Annotated in this window: 19 protein-coding genes; 5 read left to right on the plus strand and 14 right to left on the minus strand. The window is 63.0% G+C overall.

Going from position 1 to position 19,444, the window contains the following annotated elements:
- Window positions 1-84: 84 nt before the first annotated feature.
- Window positions 85-690, plus strand: a complete 606-nt coding sequence (gene yfbR / locus H7B90_RS07490) for a 5'-deoxynucleotidase (RefSeq protein WP_185135232.1) — start codon at window positions 85-87, stop codon at window positions 688-690.
- Window positions 691-812: 122 nt separating this feature from the next.
- Window positions 813-899, plus strand: a complete 87-nt coding sequence (locus H7B90_RS33685; RefSeq protein WP_373315878.1) for a putative holin-like toxin — start codon at window positions 813-815, stop codon at window positions 897-899.
- 138 nt (window positions 900-1,037) lie between these two features.
- On the opposite strand, the gene H7B90_RS07495 is transcribed toward H7B90_RS33685, so the two are convergent.
- The 5 genes from H7B90_RS07495 to citZ form a co-directional block, all read right to left on the minus strand.
- Window positions 1,038-1,706, minus strand: coding sequence for a LysE family translocator (locus tag H7B90_RS07495; protein ID WP_260410837.1), 669 nt, complete (start codon window positions 1,704-1,706; stop codon window positions 1,038-1,040).
- A gap of 148 nt (window positions 1,707-1,854) precedes the next feature.
- A complete protein-coding gene (locus H7B90_RS07500) occupies window positions 1,855-2,280 on the minus strand; it encodes a hypothetical protein (protein WP_185135233.1) in 426 nt (141 codons plus the stop codon).
- 195 nt (window positions 2,281-2,475) lie between these two features.
- Window positions 2,476-3,420, minus strand: a complete 945-nt coding sequence (gene mdh, locus H7B90_RS07505) for a malate dehydrogenase (RefSeq protein WP_185135234.1) — start codon at window positions 3,418-3,420, stop codon at window positions 2,476-2,478.
- Between the two features lie 403 nt (window positions 3,421-3,823).
- Window positions 3,824-5,119, minus strand: a complete 1,296-nt coding sequence (gene icd / locus H7B90_RS07510) for an NADP-dependent isocitrate dehydrogenase (RefSeq protein ID WP_185135235.1) — start codon at window positions 5,117-5,119, stop codon at window positions 3,824-3,826.
- A gap of 126 nt (window positions 5,120-5,245) precedes the next feature.
- Window positions 5,246-6,361 carry a citrate synthase gene (citZ, locus tag H7B90_RS07515; protein ID WP_185135236.1) on the minus strand — a complete coding sequence of 372 codons (1,116 nt, stop codon included), beginning with the start codon at window positions 6,359-6,361 and terminating at the stop codon, window positions 5,246-5,248.
- Between the two features lie 516 nt (window positions 6,362-6,877).
- Here citZ and H7B90_RS07520 point away from each other — a divergent pair.
- Window positions 6,878-8,422, plus strand: coding sequence for a Ppx/GppA phosphatase family protein (locus H7B90_RS07520; RefSeq protein ID WP_260410838.1), 1,545 nt, complete (start codon window positions 6,878-6,880; stop codon window positions 8,420-8,422).
- 32 nt (window positions 8,423-8,454) lie between these two features.
- Here the strand turns inward: H7B90_RS07520 and H7B90_RS07525 are convergent, their stop codons facing one another.
- Window positions 8,455-8,616: a mechanosensitive ion channel protein MscL gene (locus H7B90_RS07525; RefSeq protein ID WP_185135237.1), complete on the minus strand. Its 162-nt coding sequence runs from the start codon at window positions 8,614-8,616 to the stop codon at window positions 8,455-8,457.
- Between the two features lie 117 nt (window positions 8,617-8,733).
- Between H7B90_RS07525 and H7B90_RS07530 the strand changes: the two genes are divergently transcribed.
- Entirely contained in the window at window positions 8,734-9,870 is a 1,137-nt protein-coding gene (locus tag H7B90_RS07530) for a DUF3626 domain-containing protein (RefSeq protein WP_185135238.1), read from the plus strand.
- A gap of 138 nt (window positions 9,871-10,008) precedes the next feature.
- On the opposite strand, the gene ppk1 is transcribed toward H7B90_RS07530, so the two are convergent.
- Window positions 10,009-12,090 carry a polyphosphate kinase 1 gene (ppk1, locus tag H7B90_RS07535; protein ID WP_185135239.1) on the minus strand — a complete coding sequence of 694 codons (2,082 nt, stop codon included), beginning with the start codon at window positions 12,088-12,090 and terminating at the stop codon, window positions 10,009-10,011.
- Between the two features lie 225 nt (window positions 12,091-12,315).
- On the opposite strand from ppk1, the gene ytvI reads away from it, so the two are divergent.
- On the plus strand, window positions 12,316-13,434 hold the full coding sequence (gene ytvI / locus H7B90_RS07540) for a sporulation integral membrane protein YtvI (protein ID WP_185135240.1): 1,119 nt from the start codon (window positions 12,316-12,318) through the stop codon (window positions 13,432-13,434).
- 75 nt (window positions 13,435-13,509) lie between these two features.
- Here ytvI and H7B90_RS07545 read toward each other — a convergent pair whose 3' ends face one another.
- From H7B90_RS07545 to H7B90_RS07575, 7 genes are all read right to left on the minus strand, one after another.
- Entirely contained in the window at window positions 13,510-13,920 is a 411-nt protein-coding gene (locus H7B90_RS07545; protein WP_185135241.1) for an FxsA family protein, read from the minus strand.
- 102 nt (window positions 13,921-14,022) lie between these two features.
- Window positions 14,023-14,502, minus strand: coding sequence for an acyl-CoA thioesterase (locus H7B90_RS07550; protein ID WP_185135242.1), 480 nt, complete (start codon window positions 14,500-14,502; stop codon window positions 14,023-14,025).
- 164 nt (window positions 14,503-14,666) lie between these two features.
- Window positions 14,667-16,421, minus strand: coding sequence for a pyruvate kinase (gene pyk, locus H7B90_RS07555; RefSeq protein WP_185135243.1), 1,755 nt, complete (start codon window positions 16,419-16,421; stop codon window positions 14,667-14,669).
- Window positions 16,422-16,544: 123 nt separating this feature from the next.
- Window positions 16,545-17,552 (minus strand): acetyl-CoA carboxylase carboxyl transferase subunit alpha, encoded by a 1,008-nt coding sequence (accA, locus tag H7B90_RS07560; protein WP_185135244.1) that lies wholly within the window; start codon window positions 17,550-17,552, stop codon window positions 16,545-16,547.
- Window positions 17,542-18,435 carry an acetyl-CoA carboxylase, carboxyltransferase subunit beta gene (gene accD / locus H7B90_RS07565; protein ID WP_185135245.1) on the minus strand — a complete coding sequence of 298 codons (894 nt, stop codon included), beginning with the start codon at window positions 18,433-18,435 and terminating at the stop codon, window positions 17,542-17,544. The genes accA and accD overlap by 11 nt, the downstream gene beginning before the upstream one ends.
- A 139-nt stretch (window positions 18,436-18,574) precedes the next feature.
- On the minus strand, window positions 18,575-18,763 hold the full coding sequence (locus tag H7B90_RS07570; protein WP_185135246.1) for a glutamate decarboxylase: 189 nt from the start codon (window positions 18,761-18,763) through the stop codon (window positions 18,575-18,577).
- Between the two features lie 384 nt (window positions 18,764-19,147).
- A partial coding sequence (locus H7B90_RS07575) for a hypothetical protein (protein WP_185135247.1) occupies window positions 19,148-19,444 on the minus strand: 297 nt, incomplete at its 5' end.

Genomic DNA, 19,444 nt, shown 5'->3' on the forward strand with positions numbered 1-19,444 from the left:
AGGGTAGAATCTCCTCTCTGTTCGCGTTGCTTCAATAGTTATATAATAGCACAGAGAGACGCGCCGGGAGAAAAGGAGTCTATCATGTCGCATCATTTTCTGGCTTATTTGTACCGCCTGCAATATATCGAGCGCTGGAGCCTCATGCGCAAGACGACCGGCGAGAACGTCGCCGAGCACTCGTACCACTCCGCCCTGCTCGCCCATCTGCTCGCCAGCATCGCCCGGAACGTGTTCGGGCGCGAAGTCGATCCCGACAAGGCCGCGGCCTACGCCCTGTTCCACGACGCGACCGAAGTGTTCACCGGAGACATTCCGACCCCGGTCAAGCATCACAACCCGGAGCTGCTCGGCAACTTCCGCCAGATCGAGACGCTGGCCGCCGAGCGGCTGCTGTCGACCGTGCCGGACGAGCTGCGGGACGTGTACCGGCCCCTGCTGTCCCGGGAGGCCGATTCGCCCGAGCTCGCGAAGCTCGTGAAGGCGGCCGACGTGCTGGACGCGTACCTGAAGTGCGTAAGCGAGATGTCCGCGGGCAACCGCGAATTCGCGACCGCCCGCCGGCAGATGGAGGACCGACTGCGCGGATTCGACATGCCGGAGGTCGATTGGTTCCTGGACCGGCTCGCCCCGAGCTTCGGGAAGACGATCGACGAGCTGTCGGAGGAGACCGGCGGCCCAGGCCTTTGAACATCGAAATATGAGGAATAAATAGTTCGGAATGATCTTCCATTTTTAACCAGAATAGGTCTATCATTTAAAGTAAGACTCGCAGGAGGGTGGGCAGCTTCTCGGGAAGGAGGAGGCTGTTCGTGGATCTCTTTCAGACTCTCTCAGTTCTCTTCGCATTCGGGATGTTTATGATCGCGCTGCTGACGTTCATCGAGAAAAGGAAGTAGACACGGTTGGTTCCTGTTTGGTGCGAAACCATACTGGGCAACAACCACCCCCTACGAGCCGAAAGGGCCGGATCTATGTGATCCGGCCCTTTTTTTTGGGGGGGGGCTGAGGCGAGCGAACGAACGCGGAGTCGCGTCCTATTCGTGGCCGAGAACGAGCGAACGCAGCCCGTTCACGAACAGGCTGACCGCGAACGCCAGGAAGAGCGCGGCCGACGCCAGGGATAGCGCCCGAAGCGTCCCTTGGCCGAGCCGGCTCGCCCGGCTGCCCAGCCACGCGATGACAAGCGACCAGAGCAGTCCCGCGGCGAAGAAGCCGATGACGAACGAAGTCATCACGCCGGCGTCGCGAATGTCGATGTCGGCCACGACCGGTCCCGCGATGACGGCGAACGACAGAATCAGCGTCGGGGAAGAGACGGCGAGGCCGAGGCCGACGGCGACGTCCTTCCAGGCCGGCCTTCCCTCTCCTCCGATCGCGCCCGTCTGGGGCGAGTCGGGATCGAGCTTCTTCGGCCGGATCGTGTCGCGGATCATGTTCTTCGTCAGCCAGAGCAGGACGAGCGTTCCTCCGATCCAGAGAATCCATTCCACCGCGGCCAGCTTGAAGATCGCCGTCCAGCCGAGCAGAGCCAGCAGCAGGTAGAAGGCGTCCCCGAAGCAGGAGCCGAACCCGATCCGGAACGACGCGGCGAAGCCGCGGTCCAGACCGGTTTTCATAATCGCGATGTTGACGACTCCCATGTCGAGGCATAAGGCGAGGCTAAGCAGGAATCCCTTGGCGAACGAATAGACGATATCGTACAACGTCCGATGCTCCTCCGATAGAGGTTATGATTCCAACTATCATACCATATCCGGTCTAGTTCCGGCGGGAACGGGGATGAAAAAAAATCCCGCCATCCTGTCGGATCGGCGGGACTTCGTTCGGCTGCGAAACGCCTCCGTCATCGGCTTATTCGAACCAAGGGTTCTTCATCAGCCAGAGGACGACGAGGAAGACGATAAGCGTCAGGGCGCTGAGCGTCTGAACGCGGGATACGGCGGCGGAAGCGTCCTGGCTGCTCGCGGCCGCGGTCTTGATGCGCTTCAGCGGCCCTTGCAGAATGCCGGAGAACGCGCCCATCGCGACGAAGAGAACGATAATGACGATCATCCAGGCTACCGTGTAGTCGTTCTGCGAGATAAGGTAGCCGCCGGTGAGCAGCTGCAGGACGAGGGCGAACTGCCCGATCCGGCCCGCCGTCAGCAGGCCGCTGGCCAGCCCCTCTTGAGCCGGCGTCGACAATTGCTTGAAGCGCGACGCGACGAACGGCAGAATCGCATAAATTCCCATTCCGACGGCTCCGACGATGTGAAGAAAAATCATGATTTTGTACATGTACGTAGAGTCCTCCTTGGCCTATGTAAGAAAGGTCATGTCCAGTATACACAAATTGGAGAGCAAACAAAACCTGCCAGGGTCGGGGACTAGACCCCGCGCGCGAAAAAAACCCTTGCAAGGGCGGCAAAGCCTGTGCAAGGGGCGCGAAGAAGCGGAGAAACTCTCTCGTTAACCGAGCATCCCGCTATGGCGCTAGACGTTCTCGACGATCTTGATGACGTTGCGGACGGATTCGGCCGACTTGTCGAGAGCGGCCTTCTCTTCAGCGGTCAGCTCGATATCGATGATCTTCTCGATTCCGTCTCCGCCGAGCACGGCGAGGACGCCCATGAACAGGTTCTCATAGCCGTATTCGCCTTGGATCAGGGCGATGACCGGCAAAATTCGCTTCTTGTCCTTCAGAATCGCTTCGGTCATCTGAACGAGCGACGCGGCCGGGGCGTAATAGGCGCTGCCGTTGCCTAGCAGGTTCACGATCTCGCCGCCGCCGGTGCGCGTGCGGGCCACGATCGCGTCGATCCGCTCCTTCGGAAGCAGCTTCTCGACCGGAATGCCGCCGATCGTCGTGTAGCGGACGAGCGGCACCATGTCGTCGCCGTGGCCGCCGAGCACGACGCCGCGGACGTCTTCGACGGAGACGTTCAGGGCTTGCGCCAGGAACGTGTTGTAGCGGGCCGTATCCAGGACGCCGGACTGGCCGATGACGCGGTTCTTGGGGAAGCCGAGCGTCTTGTAGGCCACGTAGGTCATCGCGTCGACGGGATTGGACAGGATGATGACATAAGCGTTCGGGCTGGATGCCTTCACCTGCTCGCACACGGACTTGACGATGCCCGCGTTCGTGTTCACGAGGTCGTCGCGGCTCATGCCCGGCTTGCGGGCGATGCCGGCGGTAATGACGACGACGTCGGAATTCGCGGAATCCGCGTAGTCGGCGGTGCCCGCGATGCGGGAGTCGACGCCCTGGATCGGAGTCGATTCGAGCATGTCCAGCGCCTTGCCCTTGGTCGGGTTCTCGAGCTGGGGAATGTCGAGCAGAACGACGTCGCCCAGTTCCTTCTGGGCCAGCATCAATGCGGTCGTCGCGCCGGTGAAGCCCGCCCCGACAACCGTAATTTTCGCGCGTTGAATAGCCATACGCCTATTGCCTCCTTATCGATCGCCAACCGCCGCCTTTACCGGCTCGGTCTCGCTTATTTCTGCGCCATGGGGTCAGGCGCCATCCTGCCTAACGGCCGCCATGTCTTTCGCTCGGTCTTCGCACTAATATAACGATCTTTATCTCCGCGCTCGGTTTCGCTTTTACTGCTCACTACCTATTTTCGCCTTTCCATAACGCCCTTAACCCGATTTTTGCCAACTCTTTGTCCCGTACTAAGCACAAACCGCATTCGGATCCATCCGAATGCGGTTCAGCTCTCCCCTCTAGCCCCTTAGCCATCGCGCCTCTGTCTCCCCGACGTTATTCGGACGGGTCTCCAGAGGGCGAGAGCCCTCGGTCCCCCTTGGAAAGGGAAGGGGGAGCTAGGGGGGCGTTTGCTTACATATTCTTAATAATCTCGTCCGCGAACTGCGAGCACTTGACTTCGGTCGCGCCTTCCATCAGACGGGCGAAGTCGTACGTGACGATCTTGCTGTTGATGGACTTCTCCAGACCCTTGTAGATCAGGTCGGCCGCTTCCAGCCAGCCCAGGTGCTCGAAGAGCATGACGCCGGACAGGATGACGGAGCCCGGGTTGACGACGTCCTTGTCGGCGTACTTCGGCGCGGTGCCGTGAGTCGCTTCGAAGATGGCATGTCCGGTCACGTAGTTGATGTTGGCTCCCGGTGCGATGCCGATGCCGCCGACTTGAGCGGCCAGGGCGTCGGACAGGTAGTCGCCGTTCAGGTTCAGCGTCGCGATGACGTCGAAGTCGGTCGGACGGGTCAGAACTTGCTGCAGCGCGATGTCGGCGATGGCGTCCTTGATCAGGATCTTGCCCGCGTCAAGAGCCGCCTTCTGAGCCGCGTTGGCCGCTTCTTCGCCTTGCTCGGCTTTGATCTTGTCGTATTGGCCCCACGTGAAGGTCTGGTCGGCGAACTCGGTCTCGGCCACTTCGTAGCCCCAGTTCTTGAACGCGCCTTCCGTGAACTTCATGATGTTGCCCTTGTGAACGAGGGTGACGGACTTGCGCTTATGCTTGATCGCGTATTCGATCGCGGCGCGCACGAGACGCTTCGAGCCTTCGGACGAGACCGGCTTGATGCCGATGCCGGACGTCTCCGGGAAGCGGATCTTCTTGACGCCCATCTCCTTCTGCAGGAACTCGATGACCTTCTTCACGTCGGCCGTCTCGGCTTGGTACTCGATGCCCGCGTAGATGTCCTCGGTGTTCTCGCGGAAGATGACCATGTCGACCAGCTCCGGACGCTTGACCGGCGAAGGAACGCCGTCGAAGTAGCGGACCGGGCGCAAGCAGACGTACAGGTCGAGCTCCTGGCGCAGAGCGACGTTCAGGGAGCGGATGCCGCCGCCGATCGGAGTGGTCAGCGGTCCCTTGATGGCGATGATGTATTCGCGAATCGCGGTCAGAGTGTCGTTAGGCAGCCACTCGCCGTAAGTATTGAAGGCCTTCTCGCCGGCGAACACTTCGTACCAGGCGATCTTCTTCTCGCCCTTGTACGCCTTCTCGACCGCCGCGTCCAGAACGCGCTGAGAAGCGCGCCAGATGTCGCGGCCCGTGCCGTCGCCTTCGATGAACGGAATGATCGGGTTGTTCGGGACGTTCAGGACCCCGTTGTCGACCGTGATGGCTTGGCCGGAAGCCGGAGCCGCGAATTTCTCGAATTGTGCCATGTGTGTGTTCTCCTCCTAGAAAAAGATCTGATTGGTGCGTATGACCGCAACAACGGCGTACCGTCCTTGGGCGATTCTCCCGCGAGAGGCGCCAAGAACGGTCCGCCGGCGTTAACCCTTATCGGTTCAGCCGCGCTGGGCGATCGGAACGTAGTGCTGGCCGACCGGGCCGACGTATTCGGCGCGCGGACGGATGAGGCGGTTGTCATCGTACTGCTCGAGGATATGGGCCGTCCAGCCGGACACGCGGCTGATCGCGAAGATCGGCGTGAACAGGTCGCGCGGGATGCCCAGCATCGTGTAGCACGAAGCGGAGTAGAAGTCGACGTTCGGCTTGAGGCCCTTCTGGCCGGTGACCAGGTCCTCGATCTTCACGGACATCTCGTACAGCGTCATGTCGCCCTTCAGCTCGCCGAGCTGGCGGGACATCTGCTGCAGATGCTTCGCGCGCGGGTCGCCGTTCTTGTAGACGCGGTGCCCGAAGCCCATGACCTTCTCCTTCTTGTCCAGCTTCGCCTGGATGTACGGCTCGACGTTCGCGAGCGAGCCGATCTCGTCGAGCATGACCATAACCGCTTCGTTGGCGCCGCCGTGCAGCGGACCCTTCAGGGCGCCGATCGCGGACGTGACGCCGGAGTAGATGTCCGACAGCGTGGCGACCGTAACGCGGGCCGCGAACGTGGAGGCGTTCAATTCGTGGTCGGCGTGCAGCACGAGAGCCTTGTCCAACGCTTCGACCGCGACGGCGGCCGGTTCTTCGCCCGTCAGCATGTACAGGAAGTTATGGGCGATGGAGACGCCCTTCTTCGGAGCGATCGGGTCCTTGCCTTGGCGGATGCGCGCGAACGCGGCGACGACCGTCGGCAGCTGGGCTTGCAGCTTGACCGCCTTGCGGATGTTCGCTTCGCGGCTCATGTCCTGCGCTTCGGCGTCGTAGAGCGCCAGGCTCGACACGACCGTGCGGAGGGCGGCCATGGAGTTGCTTCCGGCCGGATACAGGCGCAGTCCGGCGATGACCTCCTCCGGAACGGCCGCGTTCTCGCCGAGCTCGCGGATTAGAGCGTCCAGCTCCGATTGGGTCGGGAGCTTGCCGTGCCACAACAAATAAGCGACTTCTTCGAAAGTCGCCTTCTCCGCCAGTTCGTCGATGTCGATGCCGCGGTACGTCAGCACGCCGTCGATAATGGAGCTGATCGACGAGGCCGCGGCCACGATGCCTTCAAGACCTTTCGTTGCCGTCATGGGGATTCTCTCCTTCGTTCGCAAATTGAAGAAATCGCGCTAAGGCGATCGGGAACGCGCATAAGAGCGACATAAACCGCGCTCCGCCCGCGCATGGCGGATATCCCGCGCGATTAGGACCGGAAAACGGAAATTGCTACGGAATTTCAGTCATTTTTAATGATAAACGATTTTGACATTGAATGGAACCGAACGGGGAATAAAAATGCTTTATCGACGCCATAGAAAAATGCGATGAGCGCCCGCGAGAAAAGGGACGCGGCGGGCGAACGCCGAGCTTCATTGTGCCCCGCCGGCCGCCCCCGTATTCCTGATTCTGGATCGGGGCCCCTCGCGTCGAAATGAACCCGGACGTCGATCGGCGGCGGCAGAAAGGTTCTTTTGCCGCAAGGCCCCGGATGTTAAAATAGGTTCAGACCCGACACCCATTCCACCATTCCGACAGCGAGGGCACTCCGCGGCGGCTCAGGCAGCCGCGTCCGTTCCGCTTGACATACCGAAGGAGGCGCACCCGCTTTGAAGGATTCCGCGCAAGTGACCGGCATGATCGACATCGGCTCCAACACCGTTCGCCTCGCCGTCTATCAAGTGGCGGAGAACGGCGCGCACCGCGTCATCGACCAGGGCCGTTGGCCGGCCCGGCTCAGCCAGAAGCTGAACGAGGACGGCATTCTTCCCCTCGAAGCGATAGAAGAATTGGCCGAAGTGCTGCGGCACTTCCGGCGCATCTGCACGATGCACGGCGCCTCCCGCATCCGCGCCGTGGCCACCGCGGCCATCCGGCAGGCGGCCAACGGGAGCCAGGTGCTGGACAAGCTGAACCGCGACACCGGGCTGTCCATCGAGCTGCTGTCCGGCGAGGACGAAGCCCGCTACGGCAGCGTCGCCATGCTGCGGACGATGGACGTCCGCGAAGCCTTCCTCGTCGACATCGGGGGCGGCAGCACCGAGATCAGCCTTCTCCGCGACCGCAAGCTCGTTCGAGCCGTCTCGTTCCCGTTCGGCTGCGTCAACACGGCGGCCCGGCATTCGCTGCAGGGCAACGCCGTCTCCGCCGCCCAGCTCGAGCTCATTCAGGAGGAGATCCGCGCCCGGCTTCGCTCGGAGCCCTGGATCGCGCAGAACCCCGGCCTGCCCCTGATCGGCCTCGGCGGCACGACCCGGGCGTTCGCCAAGCTGTGCCAGCGCTCGGGCGATTATCCCTACGCCAACCTGCACGGCTACGAGCCGCCGGACCGGGCGCTCGACGACATGATCGCGAAGCTGGCGCCGCTCAACGTGGACAAGCGCCGCAAGATCCCCGGCCTCTCCAAGGACCGCGCCGACGTCATCGTTCCCGGGCTGGCCATTCTCCGCGCGGTGTTCCGCGAGAGCTCGGCCTCCCGCATCGTCATCTGCGGCGCCGGTCTCCGGGACGGCCTGTTCTTCGAGACGTGCCTCCCGAAGCGGGAGCCGACCGTCCCCGGCCAAGTGCTGGAGGACAGCATCCGGAACCTGATCGCCCTGTATCCTTCCGCCCCGGAGGAGCATCTGGCGCAGGTGAACCGGCTCGCCATGACGCTGTACGACCGGCTCGCCCCCGCCGCCGGGCTGCCCGAATCGTCGCGGAAGCTGCTGGACGCCGCGTCCCGCCTGTTCCGCATCGGCGCGATCATCGACTTCAACGACAGCTCCGACCATACGTTCTATATTCTGATGCACGCCCATTGGAACGGGCTGTCCCATCGGGACATCCTGCTGACCGCGGCCGTCGCGTCGTACAAGGGCCCCGGCCCGCTCCGCAACAAGCTGGCGTCCTACCGCTCTATCCTGAAGGAAGGGGATTACGACACCGCGGCGAAGCTCGGCTCCCTGCTCCAGCTCGCGGCGGCTCTGGACCGCAGCGAATCCCAGGCGATCTCGTCGCTGGACGTGTCCGTCCAGGGCGGCAACAAGCTGCGGCTCGCCGCGGCCTCGAGCCATCCGCTCCCCGTGGAGAAGATGGAGGTCGAATCGATCGCGAAGGACTTCAAGAAGAACTGGGGGCTGACGCCGAAGCTGCACGCGGCTTCCAGGCAATAAAAAAATAAGGCGCCCCGAGGCGGACCTTATTTTCAGTAAACCATTCTTCTTTTGACTTGAACGCCTTGCCCGTATTTGCGCTTCATGTCCTTCATCTGCTCGTTCACATAGTCGTAGATCTCTCTGAGCTTCTGCCGCTTCGGGCGGATCGTCTCCTGGATCTTCCCGCCCACGATGACGTCGTATACGATCATGAACGCTCTCCTCTCGTCGGTCGTTGCTTCTATCATAGAGGTCTAATGTTAGCGCAGATTCTCGGGAACGGCAGAATTATGTAAAATAAGGCCAGGATCGAAAAGAAGGTGAAGCGGATGTCCGAACGAGAGGAACGGTCTTCCTTCCAGAGCCTGGCGATTCGGCATGTCGAGGCCTGCGCGAGAAGCCGGGCGGACGACGCGAGGAGAGAGATCGGGGACGTGCTGCGGATGTCGAACCTTCCATGGGAAGCGTACGAAGATGCCCTCTCCTCGATCAGAGCGAACGCCCGGGTCGCCCTGCACTTCCACCCCGACCGCCCGGCCGCCGACGGCCGAAGCGTCGCCGAGTCCCTGCTCGAGGACGGAATGTACAGGAGCCAGTTCGATACCGGAATCTCGAACGGCAGCGTCTCGGCCTACCCGGGCGGGGCCCGGGATCTCTGGGAGCGGAAGCTCTTCGGAGGCGCGTACCACCGCGAAGGCGCGGCGAACGCCGAACGGCCGAAGTACGGCGCGCTCGACCTGCTGTCGCATCCGGACGGTCCGGCTCCGCGGTTCGGATCGTGTTATCTGCTCTTGGCGCCCGGCGTCTCCCGCCGGTGCACGTTCACCTACCTGGACTCCCACCAAGACCCCGACGAGAAGGGGACGCTGGACGAATTCGACGACGTCATGGCCGCTCTGCTCCGGGACGCCTTCCTGGAGGAGGGCGCGCTCGGCGAACGGCCCCTGACTCCGCGGCGGCTGCTCAACCGCCTGAAGAACGGGCTCGGCAAGCCGCGGCCGGACCCTTCGTCCCGCTCGGCCCGGCGGAACCTGAACGCCTATATCGAAGCCCAGGTTCACGGCGCCGTCTCGCTGTCGGACGATGCCGACGTTCTCGTCGCCGATCCGTCGTTCCGGGGCACGGACGCGGGGCGGACGCTGGAGCGGCTGGCGTCCCTCCATAGCCTCGACCTGCGCTGGCATAGGGGCTTCGAGCTTCGCGCCGACCGGGTTCCGGCGGACTTCCGGGGACCCGGCATGCCTTCCCTGGCCGGACGGATCGCCCGGAACGGCCGGGTCGACGCCGCCGCGATCGGGGCCGCCGCCTTCGACCTGAAGCGGAACCCGGAGGCGTGGAGCGACAGGGGGAGCTATGCCGAAGTTCTGCAGGAGCTCAAATACCTGTGGCACGTGCTGGTGCGCTACGGCCAACCGGTTCCGGTTCATCGGCTCCGTTCTCTTACGAACTCAGGAGACGTTATTTAGGCAGAAAGACGGAATCGCAACGCGACGCGCGTTCTCCATAAAGTAATAAAAGAAGCCTCGCCTCCCTCATGAAGAGAGAGGCGGGGCCTTTTGCTTTTCGACTTCCGATAACCCGTCCGTTCCGACCCTTGCTCCCGCCTACTCCTCCAGAGCGGCCGCGACCGTCTTCCAGAGAGGAATGTCGGCCGCGTCGAACTGGCTGCGCAGCGGATCCTCCTTGAGGCCGACCCGGACGTAGTTGCCGCTCGGCTGCAGCTCGCGGGCCTTCACGTTGTCGTGCAGGTTCAGATTCAGCAGGTTGATGAGCATCTGCCTCAGACTCGGGTCGTAGACCGGGCATAGCAGCTCGACCCGGCGGCTCAGGTTGCGCGTCATCCAGTCGGCGCTGGAGATGTACACTTCCTCTTCCCCGCCGCCCGACACCGCCAGAATGCGCGCGTGCTCGAGGAACCGGTCGACGATGCTGATGACGCGCACGTTCTCGCTCAGCCCTTCGACGCCCGGACGCAGGCAGCAGACGCCCCGTACGATCAGGTCGATCGCGACGCCCGCCTGGGACGCCTCGTACAGCTTGTCGATCATCGACTGGTTGGACAGCGAGTTCATCTTCGCGACGATTCTCGCCGGCCGCCCCGCCTTCGCGTGGGCGATCTCCCGGTCGATCAGGTCGAACAGCTTCGGCTTGAGGCCTGCCGGAGCGACGGCGAACGCCCGCCAGTCGTGCGGGGTCGAATAGCCGGTCATCTCGTTGAACAGGGCGGAAGCGTCCGCCCCGATATCCGGATGGCAGGTGAACAGGCCGACGTCGGTATACAGCCGCGCCGTGTTCTCGTTGTAATTGCCCGTCCCCACGTGCACGTACCGCTTGAGCGAACCCGCTTCCCGGCGGACGACGAGCGTGATCTTCGCGTGCGTCTTCAGCCCGACGAGGCCGTACACGACGTGGCAGCCGGCCTTCTCGAGCTGGCGCGCCCACGCGATGTTGCGCTCCTCGTCGAACCTCGCCTTCAGCTCGACGACGACGGTCACCTGCTTGCCGGACTCGGCCGCCTTCGCGAGCGCCTGGACGAGCACGGAGTTGACGCTGACGCGGTACAGCGTCATCTTGATGGCGAGCACCTCCGGATCGTCCGCCGCCTCGCAGATGAAGTCGTTGACCGCTTCGAACGATTCGTACGGATGGTAGACGAGCACGTCCCGCTCGCGAAGCACCGGCAGAATGTCGTCCGACTCCTCGAATTCGAGCGGATAGACCGGATCGATCGGCGCGTACCGGAGATGGTCGAAGTTCTGAAGCGATCCGGCGAACTTGGACAGGAAGGTCAGGTCCAGCGGGCCGTCGATCTCGAACACGTCCTCCGCGATGTCGAGCTCGTCGCACAGCAGCTCCCTCGCGTGCCCGTGCATTCCCTTCTCGATCTCGAGGCGGACGGGGAAGCCTCTGCGGCGGCGCCGCAGCTCCTTCTCGATCTCCTGCAGAAGATCCTCGGCCCCTTCCTCGTTCAGGGCGAGGTCCGAATTGCGCGTCACCCGGAACGCGTGCACCGCTTCCGTGACATAGCCGCTGAACAGCTGGCCGATCTGCTCCTTGATGAGATCCTCCAGCAGCAGGTACGTCTGACGGCGCGCGTTCTTGCGGCCCGGGACGCGGATCGTGCGCGGCAGAATCGACGGCACCTGGACGATCGCGCAGAACTCCTGATCGGTCAGCTTCTCGTCGCCGAGGCTCGGGCGCAGCACGACGGCCAGGTACAGCTCTTTGCTGTGCAGAAGAGGGAACGGCCGGCTGACGTCGACCGCCATCGGCGTCAAGACGGGATAGACGATGTCCTGGAAGTATTCGGTCATCGCTCTCTCCTGCTCGGCGCTGAGGTCCTCCCACGAGACGAGGACGGCTCCTTCCTTGGCGAGGGAGCGCATCAGCTCCCGGTACGTCTTGTACTGCTGCCTCACCATCTGGCTCGTTCGCTTCATGATTCTCTTGGTCAAGCCATGGGGCGTATAGCCCGTGAAATCCGATTTATTGAAGCCGGCCTTGAGTTGGTCCTTGAGGCCCGCGACGCGAACGCTCATGAACTCGTCCAAATTGCTGGAGACGATGGACAGGAATTGGAACCTCTCGAGCAGGGGAGCGGAGACGTCCTCCGCTTCCTCCAGCACTCTCCGGTTGAACTCGATCCAACTCAGGTCCCTGTTGATGTATTTTTTGGACACCGTCATTCTTCGGATCCCCCTCGAACCGCCTTCGATGCGGCTTCCTTGTCCCTTCATTATGTTGGAGAAATGTAAAGCGAACGTTCGCGTAATGTTAACGCGGTGTAAAATGGAGCAGCCTTCGACCCCGCGCGTCGAAATAACTCGGGGAAATGAGCGTCTAGCCTTGCGCGGATATCCGGCTCCTTCCTCTAAAATGGAAGTAGCGAACGGCGCAAGGAGGGCGGGCCCGTGGATCGACGGATCGGCGGCCAATGGCTGCGGCTGCTCGCGGTCATGGCCGCGGCGGCGGGTTTATTCTTTGTTATCGGCTGGGCGGTGCCTCTTGTTTATCCATTTCTATTAGGGTGGCTGCTCGCCTATGCCCTGAATCCGTTCGTCGGATGGCTCCACGCGAAGGCTCGCTTCCCCCGCTGGCTGGCGGTCACCGCGACCCTTCTTCTGTTCTCCGCGTCCATGCTGACGGTCGTCTCCGCTCTCGTCGTGCGGCTCGTCAGCGAGATCATGAACTTATCCGGCTCGCTTCAGAGCATGGTCGCGTGGGCGGAGGAGTCGATCGACGCCTTCCTGAGCCGCCCCGACATTCAAGGGCTCGTGGAGCGAATCAACGCCTTCTATCGCGACAATCCGAATTACCAGGAGACGATCAACAGCCGCATCTCCGACACGGCGAAGGCGGTGGCCGAGCAGGGCTCGAGCCTGATCGGGCTGTTCCTGAACGGGATCGTGACCGTGCTGTCCTCGCTGCCGCAGGTCGCCACGATCGCGGTCGTCGTACTGTTGGCGTCCTTCTTCATCAGCAAGGACTGGAACCGCTACCTCGGCCGGATGGCCGAATGGTTCCCGGCGCCGCTTCGCAAGCGGGCGGGAGCCGTCTCGCGGGATCTGCGGCAGGCGCTGCTCGGGTACGTCCGCGCCCAATTGATCATGATCACGATCACCGCGGTCGTCGTCATCGCGGGGCTGCTCGTCATCGGGGTGAAAAACGCGGTGTCGATCGGCCTGCTGATCGGCTTCGTGGACCTGCTCCCGTACCTGGGAGTCGGCGCGGCCATGCTGCCCTGGATCGCGTACCAGTTCATCGTCGGGGATTGGAGACTCGGAACCGCCCTGTCGATCCTGTACGGCATCGTTCTGGTCGCCAGGCAGATCATCGAGCCGAAGGTGCTCGCCACCAGCGTCGGCCTCGATCCGCTGCCGACTCTCGTCGCCATGTTCGTCGGGCTGAAGCTGTTCGGGTTCCTGGGGCTGATCGTCGGGCCCGTGACGATCGTCGTGCTGACGGCCTGCCACCGGGCGAACGTGTTCCGGGATATCGGAAGGTTTATTCTGCACGGGGGAAAATCATAAAGAAGGAAGCCGGCCGCGGCCAGCCGCCTTCTCCGGCGCTTGCGGTTCGTGCGTTCCCGGCCGCATTCTCCCGGTCTATCCTCTTCCGAAGGGGCCGCGGTAGATCCGAACCGCCCCGGAACGGAACTTCTTCTCCAGCCACACGAAGATGGCGGCGCGGTAGAGCGGCCTCGTGAACGGCAGAAGCAGGGTGAGGCCGACGATGTCGGACAGGAAGCCCGGGATGACGAGGAGCACGCCTCCCGCCACTACGCACAGGCCGTCGAGCACCGCGTGGCCGGGCGGCCTCCCCTCCTGCAGGAGCCGGCGGGCTTCCTCCCAGCTCTTGCGTCCTTCCGAGCGGGCGAGCATGCCTCCGAGCGCGGCTCCGATAAACAGAAGGCCGAAGGTCGGCCATGCGCCGATCCAATGGCCCATCGCGACGATGCCCGCCAGCTCGGCGACGAACGCGATGACGAACAGCCAAGCCGCTTTGCGCAGCCACATGGCCATCCTCCTCCTTTTCCACAGACGGATCTTATCTTATGTTGTACGTTCGGCGGACGAAGGCGTTCCGGTCTCTCCCGAGCCGACGATCCGTTGCCGCCGTTACTTCGCTTCGCCCTCCGCCGTTCTCCGAAGCAGCTCGTAGACGTCCGGCGCCGCCCGGTCGAGGCCGACGACCTTCCAATCCGAGTTGATCCAGCCGTGCAGCGTGCCGCCCTTGGCCAGCAGCTTGCCCTCCGGCTCCTCTTGCGAGGTCCGGATGGCGCCTCCCTCCGTCCGATCGCCGAGCACGACGCGATATTCGAACCGCAAGCGAACCTTCGTGAATTCGGTCACTCGCGTGCAGATCGTCACCAGGTCGTCGTATTGGGCCGGCTGCAGGTAAGACGCCTCGAGATGAACGACGGGCAGAAGCAGCCCCCGTTCCTCGATCTCCCTGTAGGATAGCCCCGCATGGCGGATCCACTCCGTGCGGCCGATCTCGAACCACGTAATGTAGTTCGTATGGTAGACGACGGCCATCTTGTCCGTCTCCTGGTAGCGGACCCGCAGCGGGTGCATAAACCATTCGTTCACATCCATTCCCTCCTTTGTCGTCATTTTGCCGCCATTTTGCCGCCGTCTCCGGTCGCCTCGATCCCTATTCGTCTCGGCCCCGAACCTCCCGCCCGTCGCGGCGAACGGGCTCCGGCCGGTAAAACGAGAAATAGCGGCATGCGCGCCGCTATTCCGCTGATGCTATCGGATTACAGTACCTTCGCCTGTCCGGAGTAGATGACGCCCTTCTCCGCGTACAAGGTGACCTCCATGCCGTCCTTGAGCCGGTCGAGCGCCTCGGATACCCCGACGATAACCGGGATGCCGAGGTTCAAGCCGACGACCGCCGCGTGGCACGTAATGCCGCCGCCTTCGGTGATGACGGCCGCCGCCTTCTCGAAGGCGGGCATGTAGTCCTTGTCGGTCGACGGAGCGACCAGAATGGCGCCTTCCGTCATCTTGCTCACGGCTTCTTCCGGCGTGCGGGCGATGACGACCTTGCCCGTCGCGCTCTGCGAGCCGATGCCTTGGCCTTGGGCGATCAACTCGCCGATGTGGTGGATCTTGATCAGGTTCGTCGTGCCGGAGCGGCCGACCGGTACGCCCGCCGTGATGACGACGGTGTCGCCGAGACGGACGTGTCCGCTCTTCAGCGCGCCGGCCACGGCGATGTCGAACATCTCGTCCGTGGAGCCCGCGAGCGTCCCTTGAATCGGAACGACGCCCCATACGAGCTGCAGGCGGCGAACCACCTGCTCATCCGGCGTAACGGCGATGATCGGAGCCTTCGGGCGGTACTTGGATACCATGCGGGCGGTGTAGCCGCTCTCGGTCGACGTGACGATCGCGTTGGCGTCGAGGTCGAGCGAGGAGTTGGCGACCGCCTGGCTGATCGCTTCCGTCACGGACGTCTGCTGGGCCTGGGCCTGCTTCTGGAAGATCTCGCGGTAATGCAACGCCGATTCCGCGCGCACGGCGATGGCGGCCATCGTCTGCACCGATTCCATCGGATACTTGCCCGCGGCGGTCTCGCCGGACAGCATGATCGCGTCGGTGCCGTCGAAGATCGCGTTGGCGACGTCGGACGCTTCCGCGCGGGTCGGGCGCGGGTTGCGCTGCATCGAATCGAGCATCTGGGTCGCCGTGATGACCGGCTTGCCGACGCGGTTGCACTTCTCGATCATCTGCTTCTGCACGAGCGGAACTTCCTCGGCCGGAATCTCGACGCCCAGGTCGCCGCGGGCGACCATCAGGCCGTCGGACACTTCGAGGATCTCGTCCAGGTTGTCGACGCCTTGCTGGTTCTCGATCTTGGAGATGATCTGGATGTGCTGGCCGCCGTGCCGCTCCAGCAGCTCGCGGATCTCCAGAACGTCGCTGGCGCGGCGCACGAACGAAGCCGCGATGAAGTCGACGTTCTGCTCGATGCCGAAGCGGATGTCGCTGGCGTCCTTCTCGGTGATGCCGGGCATGGAGATGGCGACTCCCGGCACGTTGACGCCCTTCTTGCTCTTGATCTGGCCGCTGTTCACGATGCGGCAGTGAATCTCGGTGCCTTCGATCCCGGTGACCGTCAGGCCGATCAGTCCGTCGTCGATCAGAATCGTCGAGCCGACGTGAACGTCGTTCGGCAGCTCCTTGTATGTAATCGGAATCCGCTTGATGTCGCCGAGAATCTCTTCCGTCGTCAGCGTGATGTCTTCGCCTTGCACGAGCTCGATCGGCTCTTCCTTCAGCTTGCCGAGGCGAATCTCCGGCCCCTTCGTATCCAGCAGGATCGCGACGGTCTTGCCGAGCTCCCGGGACGCTTGGCGGATCGCCTTGATCCGGTTGCCGTGCTCTTCGTAGTCGCCGTGGGAGAAGTTGAGGCGGGCGACGTTCATGCCGGCTTGGATCAGCTTCTTCGTGTTCTCGAGGGATTCGCTTGCCGGGCCGATGGTGCAGACGATTTTCGTTTTGCGCATGGTTTCTCGTTCCTCCGTTTACTGTTGCGTGCGTAACATGACTTAAAACCCGACCCTTCCCGCGCGGGGCGGGAAGGCTTCGGGACGATCAACGGGTTCTATGCGGCCGCCGCCGCGGACTCCTTATTCCGGAATCGCGGCTTCCGCCACGGCCGAAGAGTCGGCCGGTCCCGCATTCAGCTCGGCGAACTCGCCGATGGCGCGGAACTTGCGGTAGCGGTCTTCGATAAGCTGCTCCGGCGTCATGGCGGACAGCTCTTGCAGATGATTCCACAGCGCCTCGCGGATCGACTCGGCCGCAGCGGCCGGATCGCGGTGCGCCCCGCCCTTCGGCTCGGGAATGATCTCTTCGATGATTCCGAACTCCTTCAGGTCGCGGGCCGTAATCTTCATCGCTTCCGCCGCCACGTCCGCCTTGGAGGCGTCCTTCCACAGGATGGAAGCGGCGCCGTTCGGCGAGATGACGGAGTAGATCGCATTCTCGAGCATGAGCACGCGGTTGCCGACCCCGAGCGCGAGCGCGCCGCCGCTTCCGCCTTCGCCGATGACGACGCAGATGATCGGCACTCCGAAGAGGGCCATCTCGCGGAGATTGCGGGCGATCGCTTCCGATTGCCCGCGGGCTTCGGCGGTGTCGCCGGGATAAGCGCCCTTCGTGTCGATGAACGTCACGATCGGGCGTCCGAACTTGTTCGCCTGCTGCATGAAGCGCAGCGCCTTGCGGAAGCCTTCGGGATGGGGACTGCCGAAGAAGCGCTGAATGTTGTCCTTCGTGTCCTTGCCCCGCTGGTGGCCGACGACCGTCACCGGCACGCCGTTCAGCTTGGCCAGGCCGCCGACGATCGCCAGATCGTCCGCGAACAGGCGGTCGCCATGGAGTTCGATGAAATCGGTGAAAACCAGATTGATATAATCAAGCGAAGTCGGACGCTGATGGTGGCGGGCCAGATGCATGATCTGGGCCGCGCTCAGGCTGCTGTACAGCTCGTCCTCCATCTGCTTGTACTTCTCTTCCAGGCGGGCGAGCTCTTCGGTGAAATCGATCTGCTGGTCGATCCCGACCTGACGCAAGTGGTCGATCTTCTTCCGCAGCTCGTCCAGCGGCTTCTCAAACGGCAGTTCAGCGGACATCCGCTCGCTCTCCTTTCGCGGCGTGCATGTCGAGCAGCTTGGTCAAGAACGCCTTCATGTCTTTGCGGTGGACGACCTTGTCCAGCTGGCCGTGCTTCAGATTGAATTCGGCCGTCTGGAAGTTGTCCGGCAGCTTCTGGCGGATCGTCTGTTCGATGACGATCCGTCCCGCGAAGCCGACGAGCGCTCCGGGCTCGGCCAGATTGTAATCGCCGAGGCTGGCGAAGCTGGCGGAGACGCCGCCCATCGTCGGGTCGGTGAACACCGAGATGAACAGGCCGCCGCGGTCCTGGAACTTCGCAAGCGCGGCGCTCGTCTTGGCCATCTGCATCAGGCTCAGGATGCTCTCCTGCATCCGCGCTCCGCCCGAAGTCGAGAACAGGATCAGCGGAAGCCGCTTCTCCATCGCCAGCTCGATCGCGCGGGTCACCTTCTCGCCCACGACGGAACCCATGCTGCCGCTGAAGAAGTCGAAGCTCATGACGCCGACGACGACGGGGAAGCCGCCGATCTCGCCTTCTCCGGTGACGATCGCGTCCCGCAGGCCGGAGCTCTCCGTCTGCTGCTGAAGCTTCTTCTTGTAGCCCGGGAATTCGAGAGGATCCTCGGAGACGAGGTCCGCGTCGATCTCCGAGAGGCGGCCGTCGTCCAACGTCATCGCGATGCGCTCCCAGGCGTTCAGCCGGAAGTGGTGGCCGCAGGTGGAGCATACTTTGAGATTCTTCTCGAGTTCCTTGCTGAATTGAATATTGCCGCACTTCGGGCATCGGTTCATGAGCCCTTCGGGAATCTCGCGCTTAGGCCGCTCGGCGGCGTTCGCGCCAGAGTTCGTCTGGGTCGGGACGACCGCATATTTCTTCTTCTGGAAAAAATCCTTGAACACAGCGACACCTCACAAGGCGCAAAAATGGCGGTCCGCCCGATCTCTGTCCTCGGGAACGGTCCGCTTCGATCAGGCGTGACGTGCGCGGGGCCATCCGCCGGCAAGCACGCGCCGGGCTTGCGGTCGGAATCCGGTTCGGCTACAGATGCAGAATGCTGCCGAGCACTTCCTGCACTTCTTGCACTTCTCCGGACGGCACCAATATCTCGTATTGAGGCTTGGTCAGGTTAATGGGGCGCACCTGAACGAGGAACCCTTCCTCGGTCAGGCGTCTCTGGATCCGTTCCGCAATCTTCGCGGTCGGCGCAATGTAAATGACCGTCCACATGAAGCGGTACCCCCAATGGATGGCGTAGGCTGAAACCTGGATTGATGATCTGCATAAAAAAAGCTTCGAGCCCGCTCGGATAAAGAACTCCTTCGATCCGATCCATGCCGATCCCCGAATCGATCGAGCGGACGCACAGCGCCGAGATTACCGTGGGAGCCAAGACTCACTCCACAATACAGAAATGATAGCACAGATGCCTTGAGACTAGCAACCAAGCCGCTTCCGGAGAGAGCCCGCTCCCGCCGCTTCCCGCTCCCCGTCCCTGGGACTTGCCGGCTATTTCTCCCTTGCTCTTTTCCCGGGCACGAAAAAAAACCGCATCCTCGCGGCGACGGACATGGCCATGTCCCGAAGTCGCAGGATGCGGATTATCGCTAACCGTTATTTGACGCGGATGCTTCCTTCGCCGAGCAGCCTCTCGACGCTGCCGGTCAGCTCCGGCGACGGCTTGACTCTCAGCTCGTCGGAGAGGGCGACCGTGCGGCGCTCGCGCTCGTAGAAGAGAAGCGTCGGGAGCGGCCCGGGGTGGGACGCGAGCAGCTTCTTGAGGCTCGCGAGCACGGCGGGCTGCTCTCTCTGCGCGCCGATGCGGATGTAGACGCGCTGCTCCCGGCCGGCGGCGGATCGGCGCTCCGTCGCCGCGGAGCCGGCCGGGGCCGCGCCCGCCGCTGCGCCGAC

It is taken from the genome of Cohnella xylanilytica, from assembly GCF_014212175.1.
Taxonomy (GTDB): domain Bacteria; phylum Bacillota; class Bacilli; order Paenibacillales; family Paenibacillaceae; genus Cohnella; species Cohnella xylanilytica.

Coding starts and splice junctions, on each gene's coding strand:
- yfbR (WP_185135232.1), top strand. CDS start 85: ATGTCGCATCATTTTCTGGCTTATTTGTACCGCCTGCAATATATCGAG.
- H7B90_RS07545 (WP_185135241.1), bottom strand. CDS start 13,920: ATGTGGCTGCGCAAAGCGGCTTGGCTGTTCGTCATCGCGTTCGTCGCC.
- H7B90_RS07550 (WP_185135242.1), bottom strand. CDS start 14,502: ATGGATGTGAACGAATGGTTTATGCACCCGCTGCGGGTCCGCTACCAG.
- H7B90_RS07530 (WP_185135238.1), top strand. CDS start 8,734: ATGTCCGAACGAGAGGAACGGTCTTCCTTCCAGAGCCTGGCGATTCGG.
- accA (WP_185135244.1), bottom strand. CDS start 17,552: ATGTCCGCTGAACTGCCGTTTGAGAAGCCGCTGGACGAGCTGCGGAAG.
- mdh (WP_185135234.1), bottom strand. CDS start 3,420: ATGGCTATTCAACGCGCGAAAATTACGGTTGTCGGGGCGGGCTTCACC.
- pyk (WP_185135243.1), bottom strand. CDS start 16,421: ATGCGCAAAACGAAAATCGTCTGCACCATCGGCCCGGCAAGCGAATCC.
- H7B90_RS07570 (WP_185135246.1), bottom strand. CDS start 18,763: ATGTGGACGGTCATTTACATTGCGCCGACCGCGAAGATTGCGGAACGG.
- icd (WP_185135235.1), bottom strand. CDS start 5,119: ATGGCACAATTCGAGAAATTCGCGGCTCCGGCTTCCGGCCAAGCCATC.
- citZ (WP_185135236.1), bottom strand. CDS start 6,361: ATGACGGCAACGAAAGGTCTTGAAGGCATCGTGGCCGCGGCCTCGTCG.
- H7B90_RS07500 (WP_185135233.1), bottom strand. CDS start 2,280: ATGTACAAAATCATGATTTTTCTTCACATCGTCGGAGCCGTCGGAATG.
- H7B90_RS07525 (WP_185135237.1), bottom strand. CDS start 8,616: ATGATCGTATACGACGTCATCGTGGGCGGGAAGATCCAGGAGACGATC.
- ppk1 (WP_185135239.1), bottom strand. CDS start 12,090: ATGACGGTGTCCAAAAAATACATCAACAGGGACCTGAGTTGGATCGAG.